General features: G+C 59.8%; 25 protein-coding genes. 20 read left to right on the plus strand and 5 right to left on the minus strand.

From position 1 onward, the window contains the following. Window positions 1-148 precede the first annotated feature (148 nt). From murG to murB, 3 genes are read left to right on the plus strand one after another with little or no spacing between them, the layout of a single operon-like run. Window positions 149-1,270, plus strand: coding sequence for an undecaprenyldiphospho-muramoylpentapeptide beta-N-acetylglucosaminyltransferase (gene murG, locus BJ928_RS19920; RefSeq protein ID WP_047633769.1), 1,122 nt, complete (start codon window positions 149-151; stop codon window positions 1,268-1,270). After that, window positions 1,267-2,682, plus strand: coding sequence for a UDP-N-acetylmuramate--L-alanine ligase (murC, locus tag BJ928_RS19925; RefSeq protein ID WP_047633770.1), 1,416 nt, complete (start codon window positions 1,267-1,269; stop codon window positions 2,680-2,682). The genes murG and murC overlap by 4 nt, the downstream gene beginning before the upstream one ends. Then, window positions 2,679-3,653, plus strand: a complete 975-nt coding sequence (murB, locus tag BJ928_RS19930) for a UDP-N-acetylmuramate dehydrogenase (RefSeq protein WP_047633772.1) — start codon at window positions 2,679-2,681, stop codon at window positions 3,651-3,653. Before murC ends, murB begins: the two co-directional genes overlap by 4 nt. A 92-nt stretch (window positions 3,654-3,745) precedes the next feature. On the opposite strand, the gene BJ928_RS19935 is transcribed toward murB, so the two are convergent. Continuing rightward, window positions 3,746-5,077, minus strand: a complete 1,332-nt coding sequence (locus BJ928_RS19935) for an MFS transporter (protein ID WP_047633773.1) — start codon at window positions 5,075-5,077, stop codon at window positions 3,746-3,748. Between the two features lie 255 nt (window positions 5,078-5,332). On the opposite strand from BJ928_RS19935, the gene aqpZ reads away from it, so the two are divergent. From aqpZ to BJ928_RS19985, 10 genes are all read left to right on the plus strand, one after another. Further along, complete coding sequence (aqpZ, locus tag BJ928_RS19940; protein WP_047633774.1) at window positions 5,333-6,019, plus strand: aquaporin Z; 687 nt, start codon at window positions 5,333-5,335, stop codon at window positions 6,017-6,019. A gap of 301 nt (window positions 6,020-6,320) precedes the next feature. Beyond that, window positions 6,321-7,247, plus strand: coding sequence for a D-alanine--D-alanine ligase (locus BJ928_RS19945; protein WP_047633775.1), 927 nt, complete (start codon window positions 6,321-6,323; stop codon window positions 7,245-7,247). A gap of 11 nt (window positions 7,248-7,258) precedes the next feature. Further along, complete coding sequence (locus BJ928_RS19950) at window positions 7,259-8,167, plus strand: cell division protein FtsQ/DivIB (RefSeq protein WP_183079433.1); 909 nt, start codon at window positions 7,259-7,261, stop codon at window positions 8,165-8,167. Beyond that, on the plus strand, window positions 8,164-9,495 hold the full coding sequence (ftsA, locus tag BJ928_RS19955) for a cell division protein FtsA (protein ID WP_047633777.1): 1,332 nt from the start codon (window positions 8,164-8,166) through the stop codon (window positions 9,493-9,495). The genes BJ928_RS19950 and ftsA overlap by 4 nt, the downstream gene beginning before the upstream one ends. A gap of 102 nt (window positions 9,496-9,597) precedes the next feature. After that, window positions 9,598-11,334 carry a cell division protein FtsZ gene (gene ftsZ / locus BJ928_RS19960; RefSeq protein ID WP_047633778.1) on the plus strand — a complete coding sequence of 579 codons (1,737 nt, stop codon included), beginning with the start codon at window positions 9,598-9,600 and terminating at the stop codon, window positions 11,332-11,334. Between the two features lie 329 nt (window positions 11,335-11,663). Further along, window positions 11,664-12,620, plus strand: coding sequence for a UDP-3-O-acyl-N-acetylglucosamine deacetylase (gene lpxC, locus BJ928_RS19965; RefSeq protein ID WP_047633779.1), 957 nt, complete (start codon window positions 11,664-11,666; stop codon window positions 12,618-12,620). A 288-nt stretch (window positions 12,621-12,908) separates the two neighbouring features. Continuing rightward, window positions 12,909-13,778, plus strand: coding sequence for an outer membrane protein assembly factor BamD (locus BJ928_RS19970; protein WP_183079434.1), 870 nt, complete (start codon window positions 12,909-12,911; stop codon window positions 13,776-13,778). A gap of 12 nt (window positions 13,779-13,790) precedes the next feature. Further along, entirely contained in the window at window positions 13,791-15,464 is a 1,674-nt protein-coding gene (gene recN, locus BJ928_RS19975; RefSeq protein WP_047633781.1) for a DNA repair protein RecN, read from the plus strand. A gap of 146 nt (window positions 15,465-15,610) precedes the next feature. Further along, the gene (locus BJ928_RS19980; protein ID WP_047633782.1) at window positions 15,611-16,243 is read left to right on the plus strand and encodes a DapH/DapD/GlmU-related protein; all 633 of its coding nucleotides are present in this window, start codon (window positions 15,611-15,613) and stop codon (window positions 16,241-16,243) included. Window positions 16,244-16,314: 71 nt separating this feature from the next. Further along, a complete protein-coding gene (locus BJ928_RS19985; protein ID WP_047633783.1) occupies window positions 16,315-16,740 on the plus strand; it encodes a GFA family protein in 426 nt (141 codons plus the stop codon). A gap of 101 nt (window positions 16,741-16,841) precedes the next feature. Here BJ928_RS19985 and BJ928_RS19990 read toward each other — a convergent pair whose 3' ends face one another. Further along, window positions 16,842-17,582, minus strand: a complete 741-nt coding sequence (locus BJ928_RS19990; protein ID WP_047633784.1) for a CDP-diacylglycerol diphosphatase — start codon at window positions 17,580-17,582, stop codon at window positions 16,842-16,844. 347 nt (window positions 17,583-17,929) lie between these two features. Here BJ928_RS19990 and ligA point away from each other — a divergent pair, with 347 nt between their 5' ends. Further along, on the plus strand, window positions 17,930-20,080 hold the full coding sequence (gene ligA / locus BJ928_RS19995; protein WP_047633785.1) for an NAD-dependent DNA ligase LigA: 2,151 nt from the start codon (window positions 17,930-17,932) through the stop codon (window positions 20,078-20,080). A gap of 47 nt (window positions 20,081-20,127) precedes the next feature. On the opposite strand, the gene BJ928_RS20000 is transcribed toward ligA, so the two are convergent. Then, the gene (locus BJ928_RS20000) at window positions 20,128-20,664 is read right to left on the minus strand and encodes a GNAT family N-acetyltransferase (RefSeq protein WP_047633786.1); all 537 of its coding nucleotides are present in this window, start codon (window positions 20,662-20,664) and stop codon (window positions 20,128-20,130) included. 335 nt (window positions 20,665-20,999) lie between these two features. On the opposite strand from BJ928_RS20000, the gene BJ928_RS20005 reads away from it, so the two are divergent. The 3 genes from BJ928_RS20005 to BJ928_RS20015 all read left to right on the plus strand — a co-directional run bounded on the left by BJ928_RS20005 (window position 21,000) and on the right by BJ928_RS20015 (window position 22,476). Then, window positions 21,000-21,323, plus strand: a complete 324-nt coding sequence (locus BJ928_RS20005; protein ID WP_047633787.1) for a helix-turn-helix domain-containing protein — start codon at window positions 21,000-21,002, stop codon at window positions 21,321-21,323. A gap of 34 nt (window positions 21,324-21,357) precedes the next feature. Continuing rightward, on the plus strand, window positions 21,358-21,801 hold the full coding sequence (locus BJ928_RS20010; RefSeq protein WP_047633788.1) for an SRPBCC family protein: 444 nt from the start codon (window positions 21,358-21,360) through the stop codon (window positions 21,799-21,801). A 180-nt stretch (window positions 21,802-21,981) separates the two neighbouring features. Beyond that, a complete protein-coding gene (locus BJ928_RS20015; protein ID WP_047633789.1) occupies window positions 21,982-22,476 on the plus strand; it encodes a CreA family protein in 495 nt (164 codons plus the stop codon). A 267-nt stretch (window positions 22,477-22,743) separates the two neighbouring features. Here BJ928_RS20015 and BJ928_RS20020 read toward each other — a convergent pair whose 3' ends face one another. Then, a complete protein-coding gene (locus BJ928_RS20020; protein ID WP_047633896.1) occupies window positions 22,744-23,208 on the minus strand; it encodes a chemotaxis protein CheW in 465 nt (154 codons plus the stop codon). Window positions 23,209-23,662: 454 nt separating this feature from the next. Here BJ928_RS20020 and BJ928_RS20025 point away from each other — a divergent pair, with 454 nt between their 5' ends. The 3 genes from BJ928_RS20025 to BJ928_RS20035 are packed head-to-tail and all read left to right on the plus strand — an operon-like array spanning window position 23,663 to window position 26,319. Further along, window positions 23,663-24,265 carry an SCO family protein gene (locus tag BJ928_RS20025; RefSeq protein WP_047633790.1) on the plus strand — a complete coding sequence of 201 codons (603 nt, stop codon included), beginning with the start codon at window positions 23,663-23,665 and terminating at the stop codon, window positions 24,263-24,265. Window positions 24,266-24,271: 6 nt separating this feature from the next. Beyond that, window positions 24,272-25,420 carry an NAD(P)/FAD-dependent oxidoreductase gene (locus tag BJ928_RS20030; protein ID WP_047633791.1) on the plus strand — a complete coding sequence of 383 codons (1,149 nt, stop codon included), beginning with the start codon at window positions 24,272-24,274 and terminating at the stop codon, window positions 25,418-25,420. Window positions 25,421-25,440: 20 nt separating this feature from the next. Further along, entirely contained in the window at window positions 25,441-26,319 is an 879-nt protein-coding gene (locus tag BJ928_RS20035) for a 50S ribosomal protein L11 methyltransferase (protein WP_047633793.1), read from the plus strand. Window positions 26,320-26,652: 333 nt separating this feature from the next. On the opposite strand, the gene BJ928_RS38845 is transcribed toward BJ928_RS20035, so the two are convergent. Then, window positions 26,653-26,793, minus strand: a complete 141-nt coding sequence (locus BJ928_RS38845; RefSeq protein WP_183079435.1) for a hypothetical protein — start codon at window positions 26,791-26,793, stop codon at window positions 26,653-26,655. Window positions 26,794-26,930 lie beyond the last annotated feature (137 nt).

Here is a 26,930-nt window from a genome sequence, read left to right on the forward strand (position 1 = left end):
ATCTCCTGCGTGGTCTTCATTCTCCGGTCGCTTTTCACGAAGCGCCGGTCTATGAGGGGGGCTTGGCCCGCGCCGATGACGCGGTCGGGGCGACTTCCTATATTAGGGAGATGCCCCGAGTAGTGGGGTATTCGCGGGAGCGAAAATTATGAGTAAAGGCATTGTCCTTCTTGCCGCCGGCGGCACCGGCGGCCACGTATTTCCGGCCGAAGCACTGGCCTATAAGCTGAAGGAGCGCGGCTATTCCGTGCACCTCGTCACCGACAGCCGTGCCGAACGCTATGCCGGCAAGTTTCCGGCCGACGAAATTCATGTCGTGCCCTCGGCAACGATCGGTTCGAAGAACCCGTTGAAAGTTGCTGGCGCTCTTTGGACGCTGTGGTCCGGCGTGCGCGCCGCTCGCAAACTGATCAAGCGCATCAAGCCTGTCTGCGTCGTCGGTTTTGGCGGCTATCCGACCGTTCCACCGCTTCTGGCGGCCACACGCATGGGCGTGCCGTCGATGCTGCATGAGCAGAATGCGGTCATGGGCCGTGCCAACAAGATGCTGGCGCCGCGCGTACGCGCGATTGCCGGCGGCTTCCTCACGGAAGACGGCGCGTTTGGCGAGAAGACGGTGACGACGGGCAATCCCGTGCGTCCGGCCGTTATCGAAGCCGCGAAGCGCCCTTACGTGCCGTCCGGGCCGGATGATCCGTTCAATCTGGTCGTCTTCGGCGGCAGCCAGGGCGCGCAGTATTTCTCCAAAGCCGTGCCGACGGCAATCAGTCTGCTCGAAGAGCCGTTGCGCAAGCGCCTGCGGATCACGCAGCAGGTGCGACCCGAGGATATGGAGACGGTCAACAGCTGCACGAGAAAACTTGACATGGGCGCCGATGTCGCGCCGTTCTTCAACGACATGGCGGAGCGGATCGGTGCGGCGCATCTGGTTCTCTGCCGTTCCGGTGCTTCCACGGTCTCCGAGCTTGCCGTCATCGGTCGCCCGGCGATCCTGGTTCCCTATCCGCATGCGCTCGATCATGATCAGGCGGCCAATGCCGCGGCGCTGGCGGCGACGGGTGGCGTCAAGGTGATTGCACAATCCGAGCTGACGCCGGAGAAGCTCTCTACAATCCTGCGCGGTTCGATGACCATGCCGGAAAAACTCGCAAAGATGGCTGCGGCCGCCAAACAGGCGGGCAAGCCGGATGCGGCAAATTTGCTTGCCGACATGGTTGAAGCTATTGCCGCAGGACGTTCAATTCAGCAATTCAAGGGGGCAGGCGTATGAAGCTGCCGAAGGCAATCGGCCTAGTGCATTTTATCGGTATAGGCGGTATCGGGATGAGCGGCATCGCCGAGGTTTTGCACAACCTCGGTCATCGCGTGCAGGGTTCCGACCAATCGGAAAGTGCCAATGTGCAGCGGCTGCGCGACAAGGGCATTCCGGTCCATATCGGACACAAGGCTGAAAACCTCGGCGATGCCGAAGTCGTCGTCGTTTCCACCGCCATCAAGAAGAGCAATCCGGAACTGGTCGCGGCGCGCGAAAAGCTGTTGCCGGTGGTGCGTCGTGCTGAAATGCTCGCCGAACTGATGCGGTTCCGTAGCGCCATCGCCATCGGCGGCACGCATGGCAAGACCACGACGACCTCGCTCGTCGCGACGCTCCTGGAAGCGGGCGGGCTCGACCCCACCGTCATCAATGGCGGCATCATCAATGCCTACGGCACGAATGCGCGCATGGGTGCTGGTGAGTGGATGGTGGTCGAGGCCGACGAATCGGACGGCACCTTCCTGAAGCTGCCGGCCGATGTCGCCGTCGTCACCAACATCGATCCGGAACACCTGGATCACTACGGCAATTTCGATGCCGTCCGCGCGGCCTTCCGGCAGTTCGTCGAGAATGTGCCGTTCTATGGCTTCGGCGTCATGTGCATCGACCATCCGGAAGTGCAGTCGCTTGTCGGTCGCATCGAAGACCGCAAGGTCATCACCTATGGCGAGAACCCGCAAGCCGATGTGCGTTTCTCGAACGTGCGGATCGACGGCACTCGCTCGTTGTTCGATGTGGAAATTCGCAGGCGCCGCACGGGCAAGGTGATCCATATCAAGGATCTCGTCATGCCGATGCCGGGCCGCCACAACATTTCCAATGCGACTGCCGCCGTTGCTGTCGCCAACCGGCTCGGGATTTCCAGCGAGGCGATCGCAAAGGGATTGGCGTCCTTCGGCGGGGTCAAGCGCCGCTTCACGCTGACCGGCGAATGGAACGGGGTCAAGGTTTTCGACGATTACGGTCATCACCCCGTCGAGATCAAGGCGGTGTTGAAGGCCGCGCGCGAAGCCTGCAACGGCCGCGTTATCGCGGTCCATCAGCCGCATCGCTACACACGCCTGTCGAGCCTTTTCGAAGAATTCGCCGCGTGCTTCAACGATGCCGACAGTATTTTCCTAGCGCCTGTTTACGCCGCTGGTGAAGATCCCATCGAAGGCGCGGATTCTCAGTCGCTTGTCTCACGCATCAAGGCCGGTGGTCATCGCGATGCGCGCTACCTGCCGTCACAGGAAAGTCTTGCCGCCATGGTTGCAGAGATTGCGCGACCGGGTGATTTTGTGGTTTTGTTGGGGGCTGGCAGCATCACATATTGGGCAGCATCATTGCCAAAGGAATTGGAAGGCCTCTCGGGTAAGTCCGCATGAAACAGGTAAATGGGGAAAAGCTTCTGGCGTCGCTCGGCGACGGTGTAAAGGATATCAGGGGCCGGCTGACGCCGGATGCCCCGATGGATCGTGTCACATGGTTCCGCGCCGGCGGGTTGGCGGAGCTGATGTTCCAGCCACACGATACGGATGATCTCATCGCGTTTCTGAAGATTCTGCCGGAGGACGTGCCGCTGACCGTTGTCGGCGTGGGATCGAACATATTGGTGCGCGACGGCGGCATTCCCGGTGTCGTTCTCAGGCTTTCGGCCAAGGGCTTTGGCTCGGTCGAGCTTGCCGGCGAAAACCGCATCCTGGCCGGCGCCATCTGCCCGGACAAGCATGTCGCCGCCATGGCGATGGACAACAGCATCGGCGGTTTCCATTTCTATTACGGCATTCCGGGCAGCATCGGCGGCGCTGCGCGGATGAATGCGGGCGCCAATGGCGCCGAGACCCGCGAGCGCGTTGTCGAAGTGCATGCTATCGACCGCAAGGGCGACAAGCATGTCCTGACCAATGCCGAGATGGGCTACAGCTACCGTCATTCGGATGCGTCCGAGGATCTGATTTTCACGCATGTCCTTTTTGAGGGCTACCCGGAAGATCGCACCAAGATCCGGGCCGAGATGGATGCCGTGCGGGCGCATCGCGAAACCGTGCAGCCGATCCGGGAAAAGACGGGTGGTTCGACCTTCAAGAACCCGGAGGGTCTTTCCGCCTGGAAGCTGATCGATGAAGCGGGTTGCCGCGGTCTGGTCATCGGCGGCGCGCAGATGTCGTCGCTGCATTGCAACTTCATGATCAACATGGAGCAGGCGACCGGCTACGATCTGGAATATCTCGGCGAACAGGTGCGCCGTGAGGTTTTCGAAAAATCCGGCGTCAAGCTGGAATGGGAAATCAAGCGCCTCGGCCACTTCATGCCCGGCCGGGAAGTCCGCCCGTTCCAAGGGGTCACGACCGAGTAATTCGGGGCCGCAATCGGCTCGAACTTCATAAAGTGATTCAATAAAAGGGCCGGGTTTTCACCCGGCCTTTTCAATTGCCTATGTTTGTTTGTTCAGACTTCGTCATTGCCCGAGAGCAGGATGCCGATCAGCGAGAGCACTGCGGCGGCCGCCAGATAATAACCGACATAGACGAGGCCGTAGTTGGTTGCGAGCCATGTGGCGATGTAGGGCGCCAGCGACGCGCCGACGATGCCCCCGAGATTGAAGGTCATGGACGCGCCGGTGTAGCGCACGGTGGTCGGGAAGGGTGCTGCCAGAGCAGCGCCGATCGGACCATAGGTGAAGCCCATCAGGGCGAGACCGATGATCGAGCAGGCAAAGGCGCCCGCTAGGCCAGCCGTCAGCAGCGACGAGTAGAACAGGCCGAAGATGAGGATGCCGATCGTCGTCAGGATCAGAACCAGACGGCGCGAATACCGATCCGACAGCAGGCCGGAAATCGGGATCATCAGACCGAAGAAGACGACGCCGACGAGCTGGACGACGAGGAACTGGCCTTGCGAATAGCCGAGACCGGCCGGCAATGGGCCTGTGCCCGGAGGCCGGGTGCCCCAGCTCAGCGTGAAGGCCGTCATCAGGTAGAACAACACGAAGGTTGCGACCGCTATGATGGTGCCGAGGATCAGGCTACGGAAATGCGAACGGAAAATGACCGCGATCGGAACGGAAACGCGTTCTTCCTTTTCGATCGCACGCTGGAATTCCGGCGTTTCGGTGATCTTCAGGCGAACATAGAGACCGACGGCAACGAGCACGATGCTGATCAGGAAGGGGACACGCCAGCCGTAGCTCAGGAAGTCCGCATCGGTCATGGTTTCGCGCAGGATCAGGAAAAGGCCGGCAGACAGGATGAAGCCGATGGGAGCGCCGAGCTGCGGGAACATCGCGTACCAACTGCGCTTGCCTTCCGGTGCGTTCTCGGTTGCAAGCAGGACCGCGCCACCCCATTCGCCGCCGAGACCGAGACCCTGACCGAGGCGGCAGAGCGCCAGCAATATCGGCGCAAGGACGCCGATCGATGCGTAGGTCGGCAGCAAGCCGATCACCACGGTCGAAAGACCCATGGTCATCAGAGCCGCAACAAGCGTCGCCTTGCGGCCGATTCTATCGCCGAAGTGGCCGAAGATCATCGCGCCGATCGGGCGCGCGAAGAAGGCGATGGAGAAGGTTGCGAAGGATTGCAGAGTTGCCGACGTCGGGTCGCTTGCCGGGAAGAACAACTTCGGGAAGACGATGACCGCCGCCGTTGCATAAACATAGAAATCGAAGAATTCGATCGTTGTGCCGATAAGGCTCGCAATCAGAACACGTGCAGGGGAATTCGCAACAGCATTGTTCGATGACGAGGGGGTCGGCGACAGAGGAGATATCGCGTCAGTCATGATCCCACCAGTTCATGTGATGCTAAGGGGCGCTTAGCGGATAAAAATTGTCATTAGCGTAATTTTTGTTCAGCGCAAACGCCAACTGCGCAAGAAATCAACGATAGCGTGCTATTATTTTGCCGTAATTGTTGATTCGTGGGCAATTAGGCGGGCGTTTGCTGTTAGGTGGGCGTAATCCGGCGTGTTCTTGCCGGAATCATTTTCACCAGGAGCCGATTCTCGTCTGGATTGCGGGCTGAGGAGAAGGGTTTCATGCAGAAAAAACTCATTGCTGAGTTTCTTGGGACGTTTTGGCTCGTATTCGGCGGCTGCGGCAGCGCGATCTTCGCGGCGGCATTTCCGAGCCTTGGTATCGGTTTTCTAGGTGTTGCCTTTGCGTTCGGTCTGACCGTGCTGACCATGGCGTTTGCCGTTGGCGGCATATCGGGAGGGCACTTCAATCCGGCTGTTTCCGTCGGCCTGACCGTGGCTGGCCGCTTTCCCGGCGGGCAGCTCATTCCCTATATTATCGCGCAGGTAATCGGTGCGATCGTCGCGGCGGCGGTGCTCTATCTGATTGCAAGCGGCAAGGCTGACTTCCAGCTCGGCGGCTTTGCCGCGAACGGCTACGGAGAGCATTCTCCCGGCGGCTATTCCATGGTGTCGGCACTGGTGGCGGAGATCGTGCTCACTCTGTTCTTCCTCGTTGTGATTCTCGGCGCGACGAGCAGCAAGGTGCCGGCCGGCTTTGCACCGATCGCCATCGGCCTGGCATTGACGCTGATTCATCTGATCTCGATCCCGATCACCAACACGTCGGTCAATCCGGCCCGCTCGACAGGGCAGGCGCTGTTCGTCGGCGGTTGGGCTCTGCAGCAGCTTTGGCTGTTCTGGGTCGCGCCCATCGTCGGCGGAGCGCTGGGCGGATTGGTCTGGAAACTGGTCGACGACAGCGAGTGATATCGCCGTCATTTTAAAGTCTTGAGCCCCGCATCGAACCATCGATGCGGGGCTCATTGTTTAAAAAAATCTAAATGTAGCGATTTCAAAAGTAGCAACTCCATGATTCCAATGGCAGAATTCTTTAAGTCGGTTTGATTCGAACCATTCGGCCATCGCCGGGACGGCGGAAAGTTAACGAAAGTAAACGCTTCATTAACCTTAATGTCGTTCTAATCGACCTATTGAAAGCGGGGCGAGAATCGCGGTTAGGCGTGGCCCGGCAAAAGCAGAGTTAGAGACCGTGAAGTCGGGGGTATTGATGGGTGGCAAGCATGTGGCTGTCCTTTTGGGCGGATTTTCCTCGGAGAGGCCCGTCAGCCTTTCCTCGGGAAAGGCATGCGCCGATGCCTTGGAAGCCGAAGGCTTTCGAGTTACCCGCGTCGACGTCGATCACGATGTCGCCAGCCGTCTGGCGGAGCTGAAGCCTGACGTCGTCTTCAATGCGCTTCATGGCCCTTTCGGCGAGGATGGCACCATCCAGGGCATTCTCGAATATCTGCAGATTCCCTATACGCACTCCGGCGTGCTTGCCTCGGCTCTCGCCATGGATAAGTCCCGTGCGAAAACGGTTGCGGCGGCGGCCGGCGTTCCTGTTGCCGGCTCGATCGTCATGGATCGCTTCAATATTGTCGGCGAACATCCGATGAAGCCGCCTTACGTCGTTAAGCCGGTGCGCGAGGGCTCGAGCTTCGGCGTCGTGATCGTCAAGGAAGATCAGGCGCATCCGCCGCAGATCGTTACGTCTTCAGAATGGCGCTATGGCGACGAGGTGTTGGTCGAGCGCTATATCCATGGTCGGGAGCTGACCTGCGGCGTGATGGACGGCAAGGTTCTCGGCGTTACCGAGATCGTGCCGCTCGGCCACAGCTTCTATGATTACGATGCCAAGTACGCCAAGGGTGGATCAAAACATGTCCTGCCGGCGGAAATTTCACCGAATCTTTACCAAAACATACAAACATTATCGTTAAGGGCGCATGAAGCTATCGGCTGCCGCGGCGTTAGTCGATCTGACTTCCGTTTTGACGATCGCTTTTCCGAAGAGGGCGAACTTGTCTGGTTGGAGATCAATACCCAGCCCGGCATGACTCCTACCTCCCTGGTGCCTGAAATGGCCGCTCATGCCGGCTACTCTTTTGGTGAATTTCTCCGGTGGATGGTGGAGGACGCGTCTTGTTTGCGCTGACGGTCAAAAATATGAGGCGGTCCCGTCATCGCGTCCCGCTCGCCATCGATGACGTCGAAGACGCATTCGTCCTGCCGCGTCCGCTGCGCCGCGCCGTGCGCTTCCTGGTCAGCCTTGGCTCGGGTCGTATCAACATTCCCAACCACACGGGTACGGTTTCGGCCTTCGTTCTCCTTGCTGCGACGGGCCTTTACGGCATGTCTGTCGGCGGTCACACCCAGGCGGTTGCGGAAGCGACGACCTCCGCCGCAGGCTTTGCGATCGAGGATGTAAAGGTCTCCGGCAACGACGAGACTTCCGAAATCGAAATCCTGCAGCTGCTCGGCCTCGATGGTACGACTTCTCTCGTCGCGCTCAATGCCGATGCGGCCCGCCAGAAGATCGCGAACCTGCCCTGGGTCCAGAATGTCGAGGTTCGCAAGGTCTATCCGCGGACCGTCGAAGTGAAGCTGAAGGAGCGTAAGGCCTATGCCATCTGGCAGCATGGCTCGGAGCTTTCGCTGATCCAGAAAGACGGCAGCGTGATTGCGCCGCTGCGCGATAACAAATTTGCGAAGCTGCCGCTCTTCGTCGGTCGTGATGCGGAAACCGCTGCCGCTTCTATCGATGACCTGTTTGCAAAGTGGCCGGATGTCCGCAGCCATGTGAAGGCTTTCGTGCGGGTCGCCGGCCGCCGTTGGGATCTCTATCTCGACAATGGTGTGATCATCAAATTGCCGGAAGACAATATCGATGGCGCGCTCGCCCGGCTTACCAAGCTGGATAAGGATGAAAGCCTTCTGCAGCGCGATATCGCCGCCGTCGATCTTCGTCTCGATGATCGTACCGCGATCGAATTAACTCCGGATGCCACAACTCGTCGCCAGGCCGCAGTCGATGCAAGAAACAAGGCTTTGAAGAAAGCAGGTCAGGATACATGAGCTTATTCGGTTCGTCCCATTTCGGCCTGCCTCGGTTGAAGCCGCTCTCTTCGAAGCGGTCGCATATCGTGTCTGTCCTCGACATCGGCTCGACCAAGGTCGTCTGCATGATCGGCCGGCTGACGCCGCGCGAGGAAAGCCAGGTTCTTCCGAACCGCACGCACAATATCGAGATCATCGGTATCGGCCATCAGCGCTCCCGTGGCATCAAGACCGGCGTGATTGCCGATCTGGATGCGCTGGAAGGCGTTATCCGGCTCGCAGTCGATGCCGCCGAGCGGATGGCCGGCCTGACGGTCGACAGCCTGATCGTCAATGTCTCGGCTGGTCGCCTTGGCAGCGATATCTACACCGCGACCATCGATCTCGGCGGCCAGGAAGTGGAAGCCAACGATCTCAAAAAGGTTCTTGCAGCCGCGTGCCAGCAGTCGGTGCGCCAGGAGCGGGCCGTGCTGCATTCGCTGGCGACTGGCTACTCGCTGGACGGCGAGCGCGGCATCCGCGATCCGCTGGCAATGTTCGGCGATGCGCTTGGTGTCGACATGCATGTGGTGACCGCCGAGCGTGCGGCGCTTCGCAATCTCGAGCTCTGCATCAACCGCGCGCATCTTTCGGTCGAGGGCATGGTGGCGACGCCTTATGCCAGCGGTCTTGCCGCTCTCGTCGACGACGAAGTCGAGCTCGGCTGCGCCGCGATCGACATGGGCGGCGGCACGACGACGATTTCGGTCTTTGCCGAGGGTAAGCTGGTACATACCGATGCCGTCAGCCTTGGCGGCCATCATGTCACCACCGACCTTGCACGAGGCCTATCGACCCGCATCGAGGATGCCGAACGACTTAAGGTCGTTCATGCCTCGGCGCTCGCGAACTCTTCGGAGGAGCGCGAACTGATTTCCATCCCGCCGATCGGCGAAGACGAGCGTGACCAGCCGACGCAGGTGCCGAAGGCGCTTGTGTCGCGCATCGTCAAGGCTCGCATCGAGGAAACCCTCGAGCTCATTCGCGATCGCATCCAGCGTTCGGGCTTCAGCCCGATCGTCGGCAAGCGCGTCGTCCTGACGGGCGGCGCCAGCCAGCTGACCGGTCTGCCCGACGTGGCGCGCCGGGTTCTTGCCCGCAATGTCCGCATCGGCCGGCCGATGGGCGTGTCCGGTCTGCCAACGGCAGCCAAGGGGCCGGCTTTTTCGACGGCGGTCGGTCTGATGATCTATCCGCAGGTCGCAGACATGGAAACGCATGCGCCGAGCAGCGGTCTGCTCTCGTCGCTCGGGGGTAATAACAGCCGGATCGGCCGTGTCGGCCAATGGTTGAAAGAGAGTTTTTGAATGCCTGATCCCGGTAAATTCTTCCGGGGTAAGCGTCAGGCAAGTGAAATCAGTGAATTGGCCGGCGTGGCGATGCGGCCATAAAGAGAAGGAACGGGTACAATGACTATCAAGCTGCATAAGCCAGATATCACCGAGCTTAAGCCGCGAATCACCGTGTTCGGCGTTGGCGGCGGCGGCGGCAATGCCGTCAACAACATGATCACGGCAGGCTTGCAGGGCGTCGATTTCGTCGTCGCCAACACCGATGCACAGGCTCTCACCATGACGAAGGCGGAGCGGATCATCCAGCTCGGCGTCAACGTCACGGAAGGTCTCGGCGCCGGCTCGCAGCCGGAAGTCGGCCGTGCAGCTGCCGAAGAGTGCATCGATGAAATCATCGATCATCTCAATGGCACGCACATGTGCTTCGTTACCGCCGGCATGGGCGGCGGCACGGGTACGGGTGCTGCACCGGTCGTCGCACAGGCCGCTCGCAACAAGGGCATCCTGACCGTCGGCGTTGTCACCAAGCCGTTCCACTTCGAAGGCGGCCGCCGCATGCGCCTCGCCGAAATGGGCATTCAGGAACTGCAGAAGTCGGTCGACACGCTGATCGTCATTCCGAACCAGAACCTCTTCCGCATCGCCAACGACAAGACGACTTTCGCCGACGCGTTCTCGATGGCCGACCAGGTTCTCTATTCGGGTGTTGCCTGCATCACCGACCTGATGGTGAAGGAAGGTCTCATCAACCTCGACTTCGCCGACGTCCGTTCGGTCATGCGCGAAATGGGCCGCGCCATGATGGGCACGGGCGAGGCTTCCGGCCAGGGCCGTGCAATGCAGGCTGCAGAAGCCGCCATTGCCAACCCGCTGCTCGACGAAACCTCGATGAAGGGCGCGCAGGGCCTGCTGATCTCGATCACCGGCGGCCGTGACCTGACCCTGTTCGAAGTCGACGAAGCCGCAACCCGCATCCGCGAAGAAGTCGATCCCGACGCCAACATCATCCTCGGCGCCACCTTCGACGAATCGCTCGAAGGCATCATCCGCGTTTCCGTCGTCGCAACCGGCATCGACCGCGCGATGAACGAAGCAGCCGACCGTGGCATGGAATTCCGCCCGGCCGCGAAGCCGGCTATGCGTCCCTCCGCGGCCGCCGCTCCGGTAGCGGCCGCAGCTCAGCCTGTCCATGTCGCGCAGGCCCATACCGCACAGGCTGCTGCTCCGGCTCCCCGCACCGTGGACCCGGTCGCCCAGACCATCCGTACGGCAGAGGCCGATCTCGAGCGCGAGCTGGAATTCCAGATGAGCCGTCAGGCACATGTCCAGCAACAGCCGGTGATGTCGCAGGCAGCAGCGCCGGAAGACAACTTCCGTCCGCAGAGCCGCATCTTCGCAGCCGCTCCCGAAGCTCAGCCGGTCCGTCAGGCCCCGGTTCAGCCGCAGCAGCCGGCACCGGTCATGCATCAGCAGCCGATCATCCGTCAGGCTCCTGAGCAGGTCCGCATGCCGAAGGTCGAGGATTTCCCGCCGGTCGTTAAGGCCGAGATGGAACACCGCGCCCAGCCGGCAGCCACCCAGGCTACCGAAGAGCGCGGCCCGATGGGTCTGCTGAAGCGAATCACCAATTCGCTCGGCCGCCGCGAAGAAGATCCGGCTTTCGACGAGATGATGGCTCCGACGAACAATGCTGCTCCGCAGCAGCGTCGCGCTCCGTCGCCGGAAGCCAGCCTCTACGCTCCGCGTCGCGGCAATCTCGACGATCACGGCCGTCAGGCTCCGCAGGCCCGCATGGCAAGCCATGAGGACGATCAGCTCGAGATTCCGGCCTTCCTGCGCCGCCAGTCGAACTGACCCGTACTGGACAGTATTTTAATAGGTTGCTAACCATCACGATGAAATCCGGGGCCGCAAGACCCCGGATTTCCTTATTTCAGACCAGTTCCTGTATCTGAAATTATCCAATGAATTCAATTGGCTGCTTTCGTAACAAAACGAAAGAAACAGTGATTTGGAATGCGGTGCCTCGGCGCGTATGTAGTTACCAAGCAAGCCCGCTGAATCACATTCGATGACGAATGTATGTGAGGTGCGAGGCATAGTTAACAGACTGAACCGGCAATAAGGGTAAGCGTCCGAAGATGACCGCCCGGCCTGGATCAGACAGACGAAGGCAGAATTACATGGCAATCGGATTGCTTGGTTTTCAGACCACCATTGCAAACCCAGTGACACTTTCCGGTATTGGCGTTCATTCCGGTGCTAACGTGTCGATCACCTTTTATCCCGCCGAAGCCGGCACCGGCGTTGTTTTCCAGCGCCTGCACGACAATGGCGATGTGACCGAACTGCGCGCTGTTTCCTCGCAGGTTGGCAATACGGATCTTTGCACCGTTCTCGGCTTTTCTCCGGCGCGCTCGGTCGCGACGGTCGAGCATGTGATGGCCGCGATCTATGCGATCGGTCTCGATAACGTTATCGTCGAGGTTTCCGGCGCCGAAATGCCGATCATGGACGGCAGCTCGTATCCTTTCATTGAAGCGATCGAACAGGCGGGCATCGTCTCGCTCGGCGTCAAGCGTCGCTACATCCGCGTTATCAAGCCGGTGCGCATCGAAGCCGGTGGCTCATGGTGCGAGTTCCGCCCCTATGACGGCACGCGCTTCGAGGTCGAGATCGATTTCGAATGCCCGCTGATCGGCCGCCAGAAGTGGGAAGGCGATCTGACCGCCGCGACCTTCAAGACGGAACTGTCGCGCGCCCGCACCTTCGGCTTCATGCGCGACGTCGAGCCGCTCTGGGCTTCCGGTCATGCGCTGGGTTCGTCGTTGGAAAATTCCGTCGTCATCTCTGACGACAATACTGTTATCAACGTCGAGGGTCTGCGTTATGCCAAGGACGAATTCGTGCGTCACAAGACGCTCGATGCCGTCGGCGATCTGGCTCTGGCCGGCGCGCAGTTCATCGGCTGCTACCGTTCCTATCGCGGCGGCCATCGCATGAATGCAAATGCCCTGAAGGCATTGCTGAGTGATCCCTCTGCCTATGAGGTCGTCGAAACCTCGGCTCCGCGTCAGCGCGGTCACGGTCGCGAATTCATCGCGGTTAACGCCCCCGAATTCGCTCCCTGGTCGGCGTGATCCTTTCGGGACTGGAATGAAAAAAAGCGGCCGCTCTGATGAAGGGCGGCTCTTTTTTTGACGGACGACTCACGGGGTTTGTCTTTGGGCGCCGGCCGGAACCGGGACGAGGCGGACCGATTTGAGAAATCCCTGTCAAAACAGTGATTAAAGGCTGCGGATATGCGGCCTTTGCCACAAAAATGCGTTAATGCATCATCAATGCGTTGCTCTGATGGTGTTTTTGCGGCTAGAAACGCCAGCGAGAGAACGCCGTCTCCGCAACGACGGCTATGGGACAGTCATCCGATGGGTTTTGCAAGGTCTGAACGCATGAATATCACAGCACGGGCTTTGCTCGTATCGCTCCTTCTGGCCGGTACCGGTGCGGTGGTGACAGGGTGTAATACGAAAAAGGACATCGACATCACCAAGCTCGGTGTCGATACGGATCCGCCGGAGATGCTCTACAATCAGGGCCTCGCCAATATCAAGGCAGGCAACCTGACGGAAGCCGGCAAGAAGTTCGATGCGATCAACCAGCAGCAGCCCTTCTCGGAATGGGCGCGCAAGGCACTCGTCATGAGCACCTTCGTGAAGTATCGCACAGGTCGCTATGACGAAGCAGTGCAGACCGGCAATGCCTATCTCAAGCAATATCCGGCCTCGGAAGATGCCGACTATGTGCAGTACCTGGTCGGTTCGTCCTTTGCCAAGCAGATCGTGGACGTGACGCAGGACCAGCGCGCGGCACAGCAGACGATCGAGGCGATGACTAAGCTCGTCAACACCTATCCGAAGTCGCAGTATGTCAGCGACGCGCAGGAAAAGATCCGCTTCGCCCGCGACCAGCTCGCCGGCAAGGAAATGCAGATCGGCCGCTACTATCTGGAACGCAAGGACTACCTTGCTGCGATCTCCCGCTTCCGCGTGGTCGTGGAACAGTATCCGACGACGAACCAGATCGAAGAAGCCCTGGCGCGACTCGTCGAAGCCTACTATGCAATGGGTATCGTGCCCGAGGCGCAGACGGCAGCCGCCGTTCTTGGTCACAACTATCCGGACAGCCGCTGGTATAAGGATTCCTATCAGCTGCTGCAGAAGGGTGGCGTAGAGCCGAGCGAAAACTCCGGTTCGTGGATTTCCAGGGCGGGCAAGAAACTTCTTCTTGGGACGTGAGATTGAGCGCAGATGCTGATCCAGCTTTCGATCCGCGATATCGTTCTGATCGAGCGGCTGGATCTTGCCTTCGAGTCCGGGCTTTCGGTGTTGACCGGCGAAACGGGTGCGGGCAAATCCATCCTGCTTGACAGTCTGTCGCTGGCCCTTGGCGGGCGCGGCGATGGCGGGCTTGTGCGTCATGGCGAGGACCGCGGTCAGGTGACTGCGGTTTTCGATGTCGGCACGCAGCATCCGGCTCGCAAGCTCCTGCGCGAAAATGACATCGATGACGACGGCGACCTGATTTTCCGACGCGTCCAGTCGGCCGATGGCCGGACCAAGGCCTTCGTCAACGATCAGGCGCTCAGCGTTCAGCTCATGCGTCAGATCGGGCAGCTTCTTGTCGAGATTCATGGCCAGCATGACGATCGTGCACTTGTCGATACGGACGCGCATCGCATTCTTCTCGATGCATTTGCCGGCCTTGCGGATGAGGCGCAGGAGGTCGGCAGGCTTCACAAGATCTGGCGCGATACCGATCGTACCCTGAAGAAGCACAGAGAGCAGGTAGAGCGAGCCGCCCGCGAGGCGGACTATCTGCGTGCGTCCGTCGAGGAGCTGGAAAAGCTCTCGCCGCAAGATGGCGAAGAGGATGAGCTGGCTGAAAAGCGCTCGCGGATGATGAAGGCCGAGCGCATTGCCGGCGACATTGCCGAAGCTTCGGAATTCTTGAACGGCAACGCATCGCCCGTGCCGCATATCGCCTCGCTGGTGCGTCGTCTCGAGCGCAAGAGCCACGAAGCACCAGGCCTTTTGGAAGATACCGTCGCGCTGCTCGATGCGGCTCTTGACCAGCTTTCCAATGCGCAGATGGAAGTCGAGACGGCGCTGCGTAAGACGGAATATGACCCAAGGGAGCTGGAACGGGTCGAGGAGCGGCTGTTTGGGCTGCGGGCCGCTTCGCGCAAATATTCCGTGCCGGTCACGGAGCTGCCGGCACTGGCGCAGCGTATGATCTCGGATCTTGCCGATGTCGATGCCGGTGAAGAGCGGCTGGCGCGGCTTGGTGGAGAGCTTGCCGCCGCCAAGGCGGATTACGATGCTGCCGCGCGCAGCCTGTCGGAAAAGCGCCGTCATGCCGGCGAGGCCCTTGCTGGCGCCGTAATGGCCGAGCTGCCGGCCCTGAAGCTCGAGCGGGCGCGTTTCATGGTGGAGATCACCAGCGATCCTGAAGCCGGGACCGCCGATGGCATCGACGTGGTCGAATTCCATGTGCAGACCAATCCGGGCACGCGTCCAGGACCGATCACCAAGGTCGCTTCTGGCGGCGAGCTGTCACGTTTCCTGCTGGCGTTGAAGGTGGCGCTTGCCGATCGCGGCTCGGCGCCGACCCTCGTCTTCGACGAAATCGACACAGGTGTCGGCGGTGCCGTGGCGGATGCGATTGGCCAGCGGCTGAAGCGCCTGTCCGATCGGGTGCAGGTGCTATCCGTCACGCACGCACCACAAGTCGCCGCGCGCGCCGCCACCCATCTCCTGATCTCCAAGGGGCCTGTGGCGGACGGCTCGGAAAAAATTTCCACGCGTGTTGCGACGATGGAGCCGAAGGATCGCACCGAGGAAATCGCTCGCATGCTTGCCGGCGCTTCGGTGACCGAAGAGGCGAGGGCTGCCGCCAAACGGTTGCTCGCCGGCAACGGCTGATCGCCTCCTTTAACCGTCGGAAAGCGGACGGTGGGGATGTGGACCGCAGGATTTCATCACCGGCTTCTCTCCCAGCTTTTTGATGGTCCCTCGTCATATACCCTTCATCGTCCCCGGTTAGGCAGGCCGGAATCCGGAGACTGTCCATGCACTCGACTACGCAACCAAATCGGCCGAAAATCGCGGAAACCGTTATCCACGCGACGGCGAATATCAGAGATTCAAGCATCGGCAGATGCTGCGAGATCCTGGCGGACACGTCCTTACATGGCGTCCAACTCGGGGATTTCTCCTATCTGGGGCAGCGCTGCATCGTCGGCGATGCCGTGATCGGGAAGTTTTGCGCCATTGCAGCGGAGGTCAGGATCGGTGCCCCCAATCACCCGATGGATCGCCCGTCCATGCACCGCTTCACCTATTGCCCGGAATATTATTCGGCCGAAGCCGTGCGCGACCACGCCTTCTTCGACGAGCGGAAGGCGGATCGTGCGATCGTTGGCAATGACGTTTGGATCGGCCACGGGGTCATTGTCTTGCCGGGCGTGAAGATCGGCGATGGTGCCGTGCTCGCAGCCGGCGCAGTCGTCACCAAGGACGTCGAACCCTATACTGTTGTCGGTGGTGTGCCTGCCAAGTTCATTCGCGAGCGGTTCACCCGCGCCGTCGCCGGGAAGCTTGTGTCAATCGCCTGGTGGGATTGGCCATTCGAGACCATCATGGAGCGGCTCGCCGATTTTCAGTCGAGCGATATCGACGCCTTTTGCGAGCGCTGGTCCTGATCAGCTTCCTGCAGCTTTGCGATTGGCATTTGGCCCGGTTATTTTGTGGAGAAGGATGAGGCAGGTCGGCAATGAGCGACGAAAGACAACAGTATAACGCGGCGTGTCACTGCGGTTCAGTCAGGTTCCGGGTCCGGCTGGCGGACGAGTTCAATACGATCCGCCGCTGTTCGTGCTCCTATTGCCGGATGCGGGGCGCCGTTGTGGTCTCGGCGCAACTCTCGGATATCGAATTTGTCGAAGGCGAAGGCAATCTGACGCTTTATCAATTCAATACCCGGACGGCGAAGCACTATTTCTGCAAGACCTGCGGCATCTATACCCATCATCAACGCCGCTCGAATCCGAGCCTGTTTGGGGTCAACGTCGCCTGCATCGAGGGCATTAGCCCTTTCGGTTTTCCCGAGATTCAGGTTATGGATGGTGTTAACCACCCTTCGGATTCCGGCTCCGGGCCCAGGGTTGCCGGGATATTGCGGTTCGAACCGAAGACTTGAGACGATGCCTTGCTGGGCGCGATCTTGAGGTTATCAATCTAAGGTTGAGTAAAAGCAAAAGGATGGAGCGCCTTCGCGATTCAAAGAAAAGCGGAAAGGGTTCAGAGCTCGCACTTGGGATCAATCATATCCTCTGCGGAGCCGCGGGATTTGTGGGCTTCGTTTATTCGCGCCAGAATGTAGAAGCCATGCCGTCCGTCCGGCAACTTTGAGCCGAAGACGCCAACCACCACGTTTTCCATATTTGAACGAGCGCCGTCGACGCCATCCGCTACGAGCTTCAGCGGATTTAGATCCGAGAGGTCGTTTGCGGCGTCGAGCGTTGCCCACCAACCGGCTTTGGTCTTCAGGTTTGTGAACCGGCCGCTTTGGATTTCTGCGGCATGGGCCTTCAATAGGGCGTGAAAGCGAGGTGTCTCGCATCCCATATGGATATGGAGCCGGTCCTGCGTGCGCCAGCTTGCGGCGTTTATGGCCAGCGCGAAATCCTCGGGCGCGGCCTTCCATCGGTGCAGGCCGATCGCGGATAGCTCTCTCCACGCCGCATCAAAATAGTTTGGCGCTCCGGCAGCCAGAAGGCGCGGGTCTTCGATCCCTGGCACGTTGGCCAGCGGCGCAAGAATGGTGCGCTCCTTGTCGGCCGGCTCACGAAGGACGGCATAGGACGACAAAGGGTCCTGCGCCTGGACTATTTTCAGGCATGGATACGGCGATCCCGTCAGATTGGAGTTGAGCTCGCATGCGCCAACGACCAGCCCCAGAGCGGAGCGGCTGGCGAATGAACTCATGATCACGACTGCAATAACGAGTGAAATAGAGAGAACGGCAAGACGATGCTTCATGCGTGATTTCGAGTTTCTTCTGACGACCCAATCATTTCCGGAGACCTGGCTCTCTTGATAGCCTATCTTAAATCCCTTGCAATAGACGCGAAATTGCGGCGGCTTGCGAACTGGATGGGGATTTCCATCGCGACCGTCCGGATGCTGCGTTTCCGGTCTTCTTGCCAGGTTCTAACACCAAGGATGATCGCTCGTGGCATAAAGTTGTCGTGAGCGCCGCCGCCATGTTCGTCTGCAATCGAATTCCGGATTTTGCTTTTGTTTTTTGAATGCTCCCAATGGAAAACCGCTTCGCACTTTTCGCGGAAGTGCTCTAAAACATCTCCGAAATCGGGGAGTGTAGATTCATGAGCACCGAACAGAAGCCCGTCGAAGATCTGAGCGAAGAGGAAGCGGCCGCAGCGCTTGCCTATCTGGCCGCTGAGATCGCGCGCAACGACGCGCTTTATCACGGCAAGGACGCGCCGGAGATTTCGGATGCGGACTACGATGCGCTGAAGCGGCGCAACGATGCCATCGAGGCCCGGTTCCCGGCTTTGATTCGCGCCGACAGCCCATCGCGGCGAGTTGGCGCGGCACCGTCCGAAACCTTCGCGCCTGTCGTTCACGCAAGACCGATGCTGTCGCTCGACAATACCTTCTCGCAGGAAGACGTCGAGGATTTCGTCGCCAGCGTCTATCGCTTCCTCGGCCGCCTTCCGGATAACTCGATCGCCTTTACCGCCGAGCCGAAGATCGACGGCCTTTCCATGTCGATCCGCTACGAGAATGGCCGCTTGGTGAGCGCCGCAACGCGCGGCGACGGCACGACCGGCGAAAATGTCACCGCCAATATCAGAACCATCAAGGAAATCCCCCAAACCCTGCCGGCAGGCGCCCCTGACGTCGTCGAGGTGCGCGGCGAGGTCTATATGGCCAAGAGCGACTTCCTGGCGCTCAACGCGCAGATGGAAGCCGAGGGCAAGCAGACCTATGTCAATCCGCGCAACACCGCAGCGGGCTCGCTGCGACAGCTCGACGCGAAAGTGACGGCAAGCCGCAAACTGAAATTTTTCGCTTATGCCTGGGGCGAAATGTCGGACATGCCGGCTGATACGCAATACGGCATGGTGCAGGTCTTCAAATCCTGGGGCTTTCCGGTCAATCCGCTGATGGCACGACTGAATTCGGTGGCCGATATTCTCGGCCATTACGAGGAAATCGGGCTGCAGCGGCCGGATCTCGATTATGATATCGATGGTGTCGTCTACAAGGTCGACAGCCTGGAATTACAAGCTCGTCTTGGCTTCCGCTCGCGCTCGCCGCGCTGGGCGACGGCGCATAAATTCCCGGCGGAGCAGGCCTTCACGCATCTGGTTGGCATCGATATCCAGGTCGGCCGCACGGGGGCGCTGACGCCGGTCGCGCGGCTCGAGCCGATCACGGTCGGCGGCGTCGTCGTGACCAATGCGACGCTGCACAATGCCGACTACATCAAGGGCATCGGCAACAAGGGCGAGCCGATCCGCGACGGCCGCGATATCCGTGTCGGCGACATGGTGATCGTGCAGCGGGCAGGCGACGTCATCCCGCAGATCGTCGATATCGTCATGGAGAAGCGCGAGCCGTCGAGCGCGCCTTACGAGTTTCCGAAGGTGTGCCCGGTCTGTGGCAGCCATGCGGTGCGCGATATCAACGAGAAGACCGGCAAGGTCGATGCCGTCACGCGCTGCACGGGCGGCTTCATCTGCCGGGCGCAGGCGACCGAACATCTCAAGCATTTTGTCTCGCGCAATGCCTATGACATCGAGGGGCTGGGCTCGAAGCAGATCGATTTCTTCTTTGAGAGCGATGACCCGGCGCTGCAGATCAGGACCGCGCCTGATATCTTCACCTTGGAAAAGCGCCAGCAGGGCTCCCTTGCGAAGCTGGAGAACATCGATGGCTTCGGCAAGGTCAGCGTTGGCAAGCTCTATGCCGCTATCAACGAGCGGCGGCAGATTGCACTGCATCGCTTCATCTTCGCGCTCGGCATCCGCCATGTGGGCGAGACGACAGCCAAGCTGCTTGCACGCTCCTACGGTACCTACGCCGCCTTTGAAGCCGGCATGAAGGAGGCGGCACCGCTTGCCGGAGATGCCTGGAATGACCTCAACAATATCGAAGGCATCGGCGAGGTGGTGGCGCGGGCCATCGTCGAATTCTATAAGGAGCCACGCAATACAGACGTGATCGCGCAGCTCCTCAAGGAGGTGCAGCCTCAGGAGGCCGAGCAGCCGGTGACCTCGGGCAGCCCCGTCGCCGGCAAGACGGTCGTCTTCACCGGCTCGCTGGAAAAGTTCACTCGTGACGAGGCCAAGGCGAAGGCCGAGAGCCTCGGCGCCAAGGTTTCCGGCTCCGTGTCGAAGAAGACCGACATCGTCGTGGCGGGGCCGGGCGCAGGCTCGAAGCTCGACAAGGCACGCGAGTTCAATGTCCAGGTCATGACCGAGGACGAGTGGCTGGATTTGATTGGTTGATGGCAGGCGGCGGAACTGCAATCCGCCGCCTCTTGCTTCTTTATGGCTCAGAATCTCAGCCGCGCCATCGTCAGCGCATCCACATATTCGCCATTGCGAAAACCGAAGGCGCGCAAACATCCTTCGGTTTCGAACCCGAATTTCTCGTAGAGCCCGATCGCCGGCGCATTGTCGGCATAGACGGTCAGCTCCAGCCGCTTGATCGCTAGCCAGTTGTCGGCGGTATCGACAAGAGCGGCCATAAGGGCGGAGCCGATGCCACAGCCGGTGAAATCGTCGTGCACGCCCATGCCGATGTTGCCGCTGTGAATCCGCCGACCGGCAAGGCGCTGCATGCCGGCATTGCCGACGATCTGCCCGTCAAGTACGGCAACGAGCCTGGTAGCGCTGGGGTCATGCTTATCCAGCCAGCGCTGCGTTTCCTCTATGCTCTGAAAGGGCAGCCGCAGCGTGCCGGCGCGGAAGCCGGGCAGGTTGGCGATCGCGGCAATCCCTTCGGCATCCGAGGGACGCGTTGCTCGAATCTCGATCGGGCCGACACGTTTGCGTCGTCGCTCGTCTGGTTCTTGCTCTTCGGAATTCATGGGCTCTCCTTTGATGTGATGGGAGGAGAGCAAGGAGGTTTCAACCCTGCTCGCCTCGGCAGGGTTGAGATGGATCGCGGTCAGCTCAGCGCAACACAGCTTCCACTCGCCCTGCAAGGGGAGAGATGGTGTGAAGGTGCATCACGATGGTGCGGTTTGCGATCATGGGTGGATGATCCGCTGTGATACGAAGCTTGTCAATCGCTCGTTGCATAAATCCTTTGATCGGGCGCCCGTCCTCAAGGGCGCGAGATTGTCTTGTGTCACATACTGCTTGACATGAAACCATTTGGTTGCCTATAAAATGGAAAAGGCAACCAAATGGTTTCGTATCTGTGAATGATGACCTAGTCTTCAAGGCTTTGGCGGATGCCAGCCGGCGGCAGTTGCTCGACAGGCTTTACGAGCGGAACGGGCAGACCCTGAGCGCACTTTGCGAGGATCTGGATATGAGCCGGCAGGCGGTCGCCAAGCATCTCGCCATTCTGGAGGAGGCCAATCTGGTCTCCTCGGAGAAGCATGGGCGCGAGAAACTGCATTTCATCAATGCGGTCCCGATCAACGGCATTGCCGAACGCTGGATCAACAAATTCGAACGCCGGCATCTGAGTGCGCTTTCGGCCTTGAAGAAGGCGCTGGAAGACGAAGGCGGCGATTGAGCCGGATAACCAAGGCCAAACAGGGAGAAAAGACATGGCTGGCAGCAAATTCGTCTACGTCACCTTCATCCGCACGACGCCGGAAAAGCTCTGGGCGGCGCTCATCACGCCCGAGTTCATCAAGCAATATTGGTTCGACATGGTCCACGAGACCGACTGGAAAGTCGGTTCTCCCTGGAAGATGCTCTTTCCGGATGGCCGGGTCGCCGATACGGGGGAGATTGCCGAGTTCGACCCGCCGCGGCGGCTTGCCATCAAATGGCGCAATGAATGGCGCCCGGAGCTGAAGGCCGAAGGCTGGTCATGCTGCGTGATGGAGCTGGAGCCGGCGGATGGCGTCGTAAAGCTGACCGTTACTCACGCGATCGAGGTGGAAAACTCCAAGCTCATCGAGGCAGTTTCTGGTGGCTGGCCGAAAATATTGTCCAACCTCAAATCGTTGCTGGAAACCGGAACGGTGGCAATCAGCCAGAAATGAGCTCCGGTCCTCGGTGCGTTTGCCGAGACGGCATGGCCGTGGCGACGGTATCCATACTGTCGTCATCAGTCGTGAATGTCTCGGCTCGCAGATGAGCTCCTCCATCTTGCATCGTTCATAGGCCATCTTACTTTAGCCGTGCCGCTCTTGCTCCCGGCGGCTGTTATTGGAGGATGATCGATGCGTTCAGCGAAGTTCCTTGGCGCCATTGCTGCTTCTTTTCTGGCCGTGGCGCCCGTTTCCGCGTCCGCCGAAGTTGTCGGCAAGGTCGGTGTGGACTGGACGGGCAATGATATTCTGGTCGATGCCGTGCCAGATCCGGAGGTCTCTGGCGTCACCTGCCATGTCACGTATTTCGATCGCAGCGTCATCGACCGGCTGCGCAAGGGCAACTGGTTCGAAGATCCTTCCAACAATTCCATTGCCTGCCGCCAGACCGGGCCGATCGAGATCGGCGATATCAATCTGTCCCAGAGTGGCGAGGAAGTGTTTCGCGCCGGCTTGTCGCTGATCTGGAAGAAGCTGGTCGTCACCCGCATCTACGACAAGAAGAACGACACGCTCGTCTATCTCATCCACTCGCGGCAACTGACGGATGGTTCCGCCAAGATGGCTATTTCGACGATCCCGTTGTTCGGCCAACAGGTCAACTGGAAGAACGGTAAGCCGAAATGATGGTATCTTGATACCTCTCCCGTAACTCGCAGAAAGATAATACCAAAAAAAGTCATACTCTTGGGTTGTCGAATTCCTTCTGGTTGCTTTCGGTTTGCACCTTTTTGATGCAATTTCGAAAACGAACAGGGAGGCGACTCTTGCCCCTGTTCACGGCCTGCAAGACCGTGTTTCTGGCTACACCCCTGCCAAAACCGGTTCCATAAAAGCGATCGCCCTGGAGTTCGGCTCCAGGGCGATCTTCTTTTATGGGCTAACTGATTGAAATCAGGCCGCTTGTGCCAGCTGGTCCGCGATGACCGTATCGAGATTGAGGAAACAGACCATGGTCTTTTCCAGCGCCACGATGCCGCGGCAGAAGGCGCGCTGGGCTTCGGGGATGATTTCCGGGGCCGGCTGCAGATCTTCGCTTTTGATCGACATCATATCCGACACCTGCTCGACCAGCAGCCCGACCAGCTTGCCGGCGATATCGGTGACGATGATTGCCGAGCGCTCGGAAGGTTCCGTCATCTTCATGCCGAGGCGGCAGGCCATGTCGATGACCGGGATCACCGCGCCGCGCAGGTTGATGAGGCCGAGAACGTAAGGCGGTGTGTGCGGCATCGGCGTCACGGGCGCCCAGCCGCGGATTTCGCGGATGGCCATGATGTCGATGCAGAATTCCTGATCGCCGAGGTGAAAGGAGACGATTTCCAGATAGGCGCCCGATTGCTTGATGGCGTTCGTCATGTTCGAGAACTTCCCGTTTGGCATCGCCGCAAGCGACGCTCGCGATTGAAAAGAGAGATCGGCTGGAGCGGCTTGGGCAGCGGCAGCGTCCGGAGCTTCGGCGAAAGACGTGCCTGGCATTCCGGCGGGCGTCATGCCCTTCTGGGATATAGAGGTTTGCCGCGCTTTCGGGCGGCGGGCGAAATGGAATTCGACCTTTGCTGCAGATGTTGGCGCGGACTGGTTAGGATTGGTTTAACATGATTGCAGATTTTGCCCCGGGGAAGCGGAGAGGCGCCGAAAAGCGGGGCGATTTCGGCTCGAAGCCTCCCGAACCCCATGCTGCGACGATTTCGGCTACTTCTGAACATCTTCTTGAATTGCGTCCTCCACTTCCAGCGGTTACATCGGCTAGGAGGTCGATCGCGTACCGCTTTGTGGGCGCGATCATCCATATTGGTGAGGAATGGCATCCATGAGAAGCGTGCGGATTGCAATTTGGGTGGTCGTGTTGATCGTGGCCGGAATATTGGGCTGGTTCAGTTTTGGAGGCGGCAAGTCGCCTGAAGTGGCGGCATCCGGACCCTATGGCGTGCCCTTTACCCTCGTTTCGCAGAGCGGCCAGCCGATCAGCGATCAGGCATTTCGCGGTAAGCCGTCGGCCGTTTTCTTCGGCTATACGCATTGCCCCGATGTCTGCCCGACGACGCTGTTCGAGCTGAACGCATGGTTGCAAAAAGTCGATCCCGATGGCACCAAGCTCAATGCCTATTTCGTGACCGTCGATCCCGAGCGCGATACGCCGGGTATCATGGACCAATATGTCTCCAACGTCTCGAAGCGTATTACGGGCATTTCCGGCGACCCCGCCAAGGTGATGGATATGGTCAAGGGGTTCCGCGTCTATGCGAAGAAGGTGCCCGTGGATGACAAGCAGCCCAATGGCGACTACACGATGGATCACACCGCTTCCGTTTTCCTGCTGGATTCTGCCGGCCGGTTTGCCGGAACAATCGCTTATGAAGAGGACCCGGATGTGGCGGTGAAGAAGCTGGAGAATCTGGTCAAGAAGGGATAGGCCCGCATGGGCGAGGGGATTGGCGGAGAGGGAAAGTCCAGATCCATTCTGATCGCAGGGGCGGGGCCGGTCGGTCTTGTCGCCGCTCTCGAGCTTGCCCGCCACGGTTTTGCACCGCGCATCGTGGATGACGGCGCCGGCCCAACGCCCATGGAGGAGAGCCGCGCTCTTGGTGTCAACGCCCGCACGCTGACGCTGTTGTCTCCTTCCGGCGTTGCCGAGCGCATTGTCGCGGCCGCGCAGCCGATCGAGCAATTTCGTGTCCGATCGACGGAGAAAACCCTCATCCAGCTGGATACTCGGCAAGTGCGCGGCCGCTTCAGCGCGCTTCGTGCCTTGGCTCAGGGCAGTACCGAGCGACTGCTGATCGCCGCGCTTTCGGCCTATAACATCGTGCCGGAATGGCAGACTACGGTTGTCGTTGATGCCATATCTGATTTTCAGAGACCGGAAGTCACGCTGCACCGCGCCGACGGCACATCGGAAAGGGTGCGGCCGGACATACTGATCGGCGCCGATGGAGCCCATTCGGTCATTCGCAAGGCGCTCGGCGCCGGTTTCCCGGGCGAGGCGCTGGAGGCTTACTTCTATCTTGCCGATTTCCGCTATGCAGATCCCGTCGACACCCGTTACGGCGAGGTATCGCTATTCGACCCGGGTATGGTCGCGCGCCTGCCGGTGGCGGCCGACATCATCCGCTATATCTCGACGCTTGAGGATTTCGAGAACCGCATCGTGCATCCGGCGGCGGTTGCGGAAAAGACTTGGACCTCGCAGTTTCGCATCAACTTTCGTCATGTCGAGCCGATGGCCAAGGGGAATGTCTTCCTCGCCGGCGATGCCGCGCATATCCATTCGCCGGCCGGCGCGCGGGGTATGAACCTCGGCATCGAAGATGCCTGCTGGCTGGCCTGGCTCATTGCGGAAGGCCGCGAACAGGAGTATTCGGCCTTGAGAATTCCCGCCGTGAAGCAGGTATTGAAAGAGACCTACGGCCTGACGCGACTGGTGACCATGCAAAATCCGCTGGCGACTGCCGCGCGCAATCTGTTTGCGCCGCTATTCCTCCGCTTCGGGCCGGCTCGCCGGGCATTGCTGCAGAATATCGCCGGCTATGACACGGCAAGACCGCCCTGGATCGACTGGGCCGAATAAGAACGAGAAAGAGCGACGAGTTGAGTGAAATCCGCCTCTATGTGACGACGACCGAGAAGAAGGCCGGGCAGATCCTTGATCTGATGACGCCTGTGTTCGAGGACGAGGAGCTTCCGATCGCGACGACTGAGATCGACGAGAAGAACGATATCTGGGAAGCTTCGATCTATCTGTATGCGGCTGACGAAGATGAGGTCCGCGATCGTTTCGAGAGGCTTTTAAAGCCCACATTCGCCGAACTTGCCGTTCAAAAGGAAGTGCTGCCTGACATCGACTGGATCGCCAAGTCGCTTGAAGGGCTGAAGCCGGTGCGCGCCGGCCGCTTCCTCGTTCACGGCTCGCACGACCGCGACAAGGTCGGCCCGAGCGATATCGCCATCGAGATCGAAGCCGGGCAGGCCTTCGGCACCGGTCATCACGGGACGACGGCCGGTTGCCTCGAGACGATCGAGAAGGTTGTTGCCAGCCGACGGGTGCGCAATGCGCTCGATCTCGGCACCGGTAGCGGTGTACTGGCGATTGCGGTGCGCAAGTTGCGAAATATTCCGGTTCTGGCGACCGATATCGATCCGATCGCGGTCCGTGTTGCCCGCGATAACGTCCGCAGCAACGGCATCGCTTCAGGCGTCGCTTTGGAGACGGCGCCGGGCTTTCATTCGACGGCCTTCTCCCGTCACGGGCCATTCGACCTGATCATCGCCAATATTCTGGCGCGCCCGCTGATCAAGATGGCGCCGCAGCTGGTTGCACACCTGGCGCCGGGCGGTTCGGTCATTCTTTCGGGTATTCTGGCCGAGCAGCGCTGGAAAGTTCTGGCCGCCTATAATGGCGCGAAGCTGCGGCATGTGCGCACCATCTGGCGCAATGGCTGGGTCACCATCCATCTCGACCGTCCTTGAAGTCCTTCACCAGGTAGTGCGGGGAGAATGTCGCTTGGCGCAATCGAGCAGAGTAAGATTGCGGCAGGAGGGCTTCTCCGAACCAGCGGCACTTGCGTAGCATGCCGTCCTTTGCTCCTAACCCTCTGTCCTGTGGGCGAGGGAACTTTGCGCTGTGGCTGAAAACAAAAAAGGCGGTGCCGAAGCACCGCCTTGAGATCGGCTTTCGCCGATCTTGCCCGCGAGCGTGTGTGGAGGAGTGCTCAAGCGGGCTCTAAGCGTTCTGATCGCGATCCGTGAGGGAGGAGGAGAATCGGACTGCGATGGAGTTAGAACGCGTAGATCGTAAACTTGTTAGCGGCGATCGCCGCGGCTGGCGCCGATTGCCTTTGCGGTTTCGACTTCGAGCTGACGAAGCGAACCGACGGAGTGGCGTACGGTGCGACGCTCGCCAGCCAGCGCCGGGCTAACATATGCGGAGCGAGAGATAGGCATTGTCTTTAGTCCTTAGTTTGAGCTGGTTCTTCGTGAACCCCGTTTGATGCGCTGGATATAACGATTCGATCTTCGGTTTGGCAGGGGGGAGGCTTCATGGGAGCTATGCGTGAAGTGCATATTGCGTGCCGTGAAGA

The organism is Rhizobium sp. WW_1, from assembly GCF_003610155.1.
In the GTDB taxonomy this organism is placed as follows: Bacteria; Pseudomonadota; Alphaproteobacteria; order Rhizobiales; family Rhizobiaceae; genus Rhizobium; species Rhizobium tropici_A.

What these genes read in the sequence shown, in the direction of transcription:
- BJ928_RS19935 (WP_047633773.1), bottom strand. Translation starts at nt 5,077, where the DNA reads ATGACTGACGCGATATCTCCTCTGTCGCCGACCCCCTCGTCATCGAAC.
- murG (WP_047633769.1), top strand. Translation starts at nt 149, where the DNA reads ATGAGTAAAGGCATTGTCCTTCTTGCCGCCGGCGGCACCGGCGGCCAC.
- BJ928_RS20000 (WP_047633786.1), bottom strand. Translation starts at nt 20,664, where the DNA reads ATGAATTCCGAAGAGCAAGAACCAGACGAGCGACGACGCAAACGTGTC.
- BJ928_RS20015 (WP_047633789.1), top strand. Translation starts at nt 21,982, where the DNA reads ATGCGTTCAGCGAAGTTCCTTGGCGCCATTGCTGCTTCTTTTCTGGCC.
- BJ928_RS20025 (WP_047633790.1), top strand. Translation starts at nt 23,663, where the DNA reads ATGAGAAGCGTGCGGATTGCAATTTGGGTGGTCGTGTTGATCGTGGCC.
- lpxC (WP_047633779.1), top strand. Translation starts at nt 11,664, where the DNA reads ATGGCAATCGGATTGCTTGGTTTTCAGACCACCATTGCAAACCCAGTG.
- BJ928_RS19970 (WP_183079434.1), top strand. Translation starts at nt 12,909, where the DNA reads ATGGGTTTTGCAAGGTCTGAACGCATGAATATCACAGCACGGGCTTTG.
- BJ928_RS19990 (WP_047633784.1), bottom strand. Translation starts at nt 17,582, where the DNA reads ATGAAGCATCGTCTTGCCGTTCTCTCTATTTCACTCGTTATTGCAGTC.
- BJ928_RS20020 (WP_047633896.1), bottom strand. Translation starts at nt 23,208, where the DNA reads ATGACGAACGCCATCAAGCAATCGGGCGCCTATCTGGAAATCGTCTCC.
- BJ928_RS19950 (WP_183079433.1), top strand. Translation starts at nt 7,259, where the DNA reads ATGAGGCGGTCCCGTCATCGCGTCCCGCTCGCCATCGATGACGTCGAA.
- BJ928_RS20010 (WP_047633788.1), top strand. Translation starts at nt 21,358, where the DNA reads ATGGCTGGCAGCAAATTCGTCTACGTCACCTTCATCCGCACGACGCCG.
- ftsZ (WP_047633778.1), top strand. Translation starts at nt 9,598, where the DNA reads ATGACTATCAAGCTGCATAAGCCAGATATCACCGAGCTTAAGCCGCGA.
- ftsA (WP_047633777.1), top strand. Translation starts at nt 8,164, where the DNA reads ATGAGCTTATTCGGTTCGTCCCATTTCGGCCTGCCTCGGTTGAAGCCG.
- ligA (WP_047633785.1), top strand. Translation starts at nt 17,930, where the DNA reads ATGAGCACCGAACAGAAGCCCGTCGAAGATCTGAGCGAAGAGGAAGCG.
- murB (WP_047633772.1), top strand. Translation starts at nt 2,679, where the DNA reads ATGAAACAGGTAAATGGGGAAAAGCTTCTGGCGTCGCTCGGCGACGGT.
- murC (WP_047633770.1), top strand. Translation starts at nt 1,267, where the DNA reads ATGAAGCTGCCGAAGGCAATCGGCCTAGTGCATTTTATCGGTATAGGC.
- aqpZ (WP_047633774.1), top strand. Translation starts at nt 5,333, where the DNA reads ATGCAGAAAAAACTCATTGCTGAGTTTCTTGGGACGTTTTGGCTCGTA.
- BJ928_RS19980 (WP_047633782.1), top strand. Translation starts at nt 15,611, where the DNA reads ATGCACTCGACTACGCAACCAAATCGGCCGAAAATCGCGGAAACCGTT.
- BJ928_RS19985 (WP_047633783.1), top strand. Translation starts at nt 16,315, where the DNA reads ATGAGCGACGAAAGACAACAGTATAACGCGGCGTGTCACTGCGGTTCA.
- BJ928_RS19945 (WP_047633775.1), top strand. Translation starts at nt 6,321, where the DNA reads ATGGGTGGCAAGCATGTGGCTGTCCTTTTGGGCGGATTTTCCTCGGAG.
- BJ928_RS20030 (WP_047633791.1), top strand. Translation starts at nt 24,272, where the DNA reads ATGGGCGAGGGGATTGGCGGAGAGGGAAAGTCCAGATCCATTCTGATC.
- BJ928_RS38845 (WP_183079435.1), bottom strand. Translation starts at nt 26,793, where the DNA reads ATGCCTATCTCTCGCTCCGCATATGTTAGCCCGGCGCTGGCTGGCGAG.
- recN (WP_047633781.1), top strand. Translation starts at nt 13,791, where the DNA reads ATGCTGATCCAGCTTTCGATCCGCGATATCGTTCTGATCGAGCGGCTG.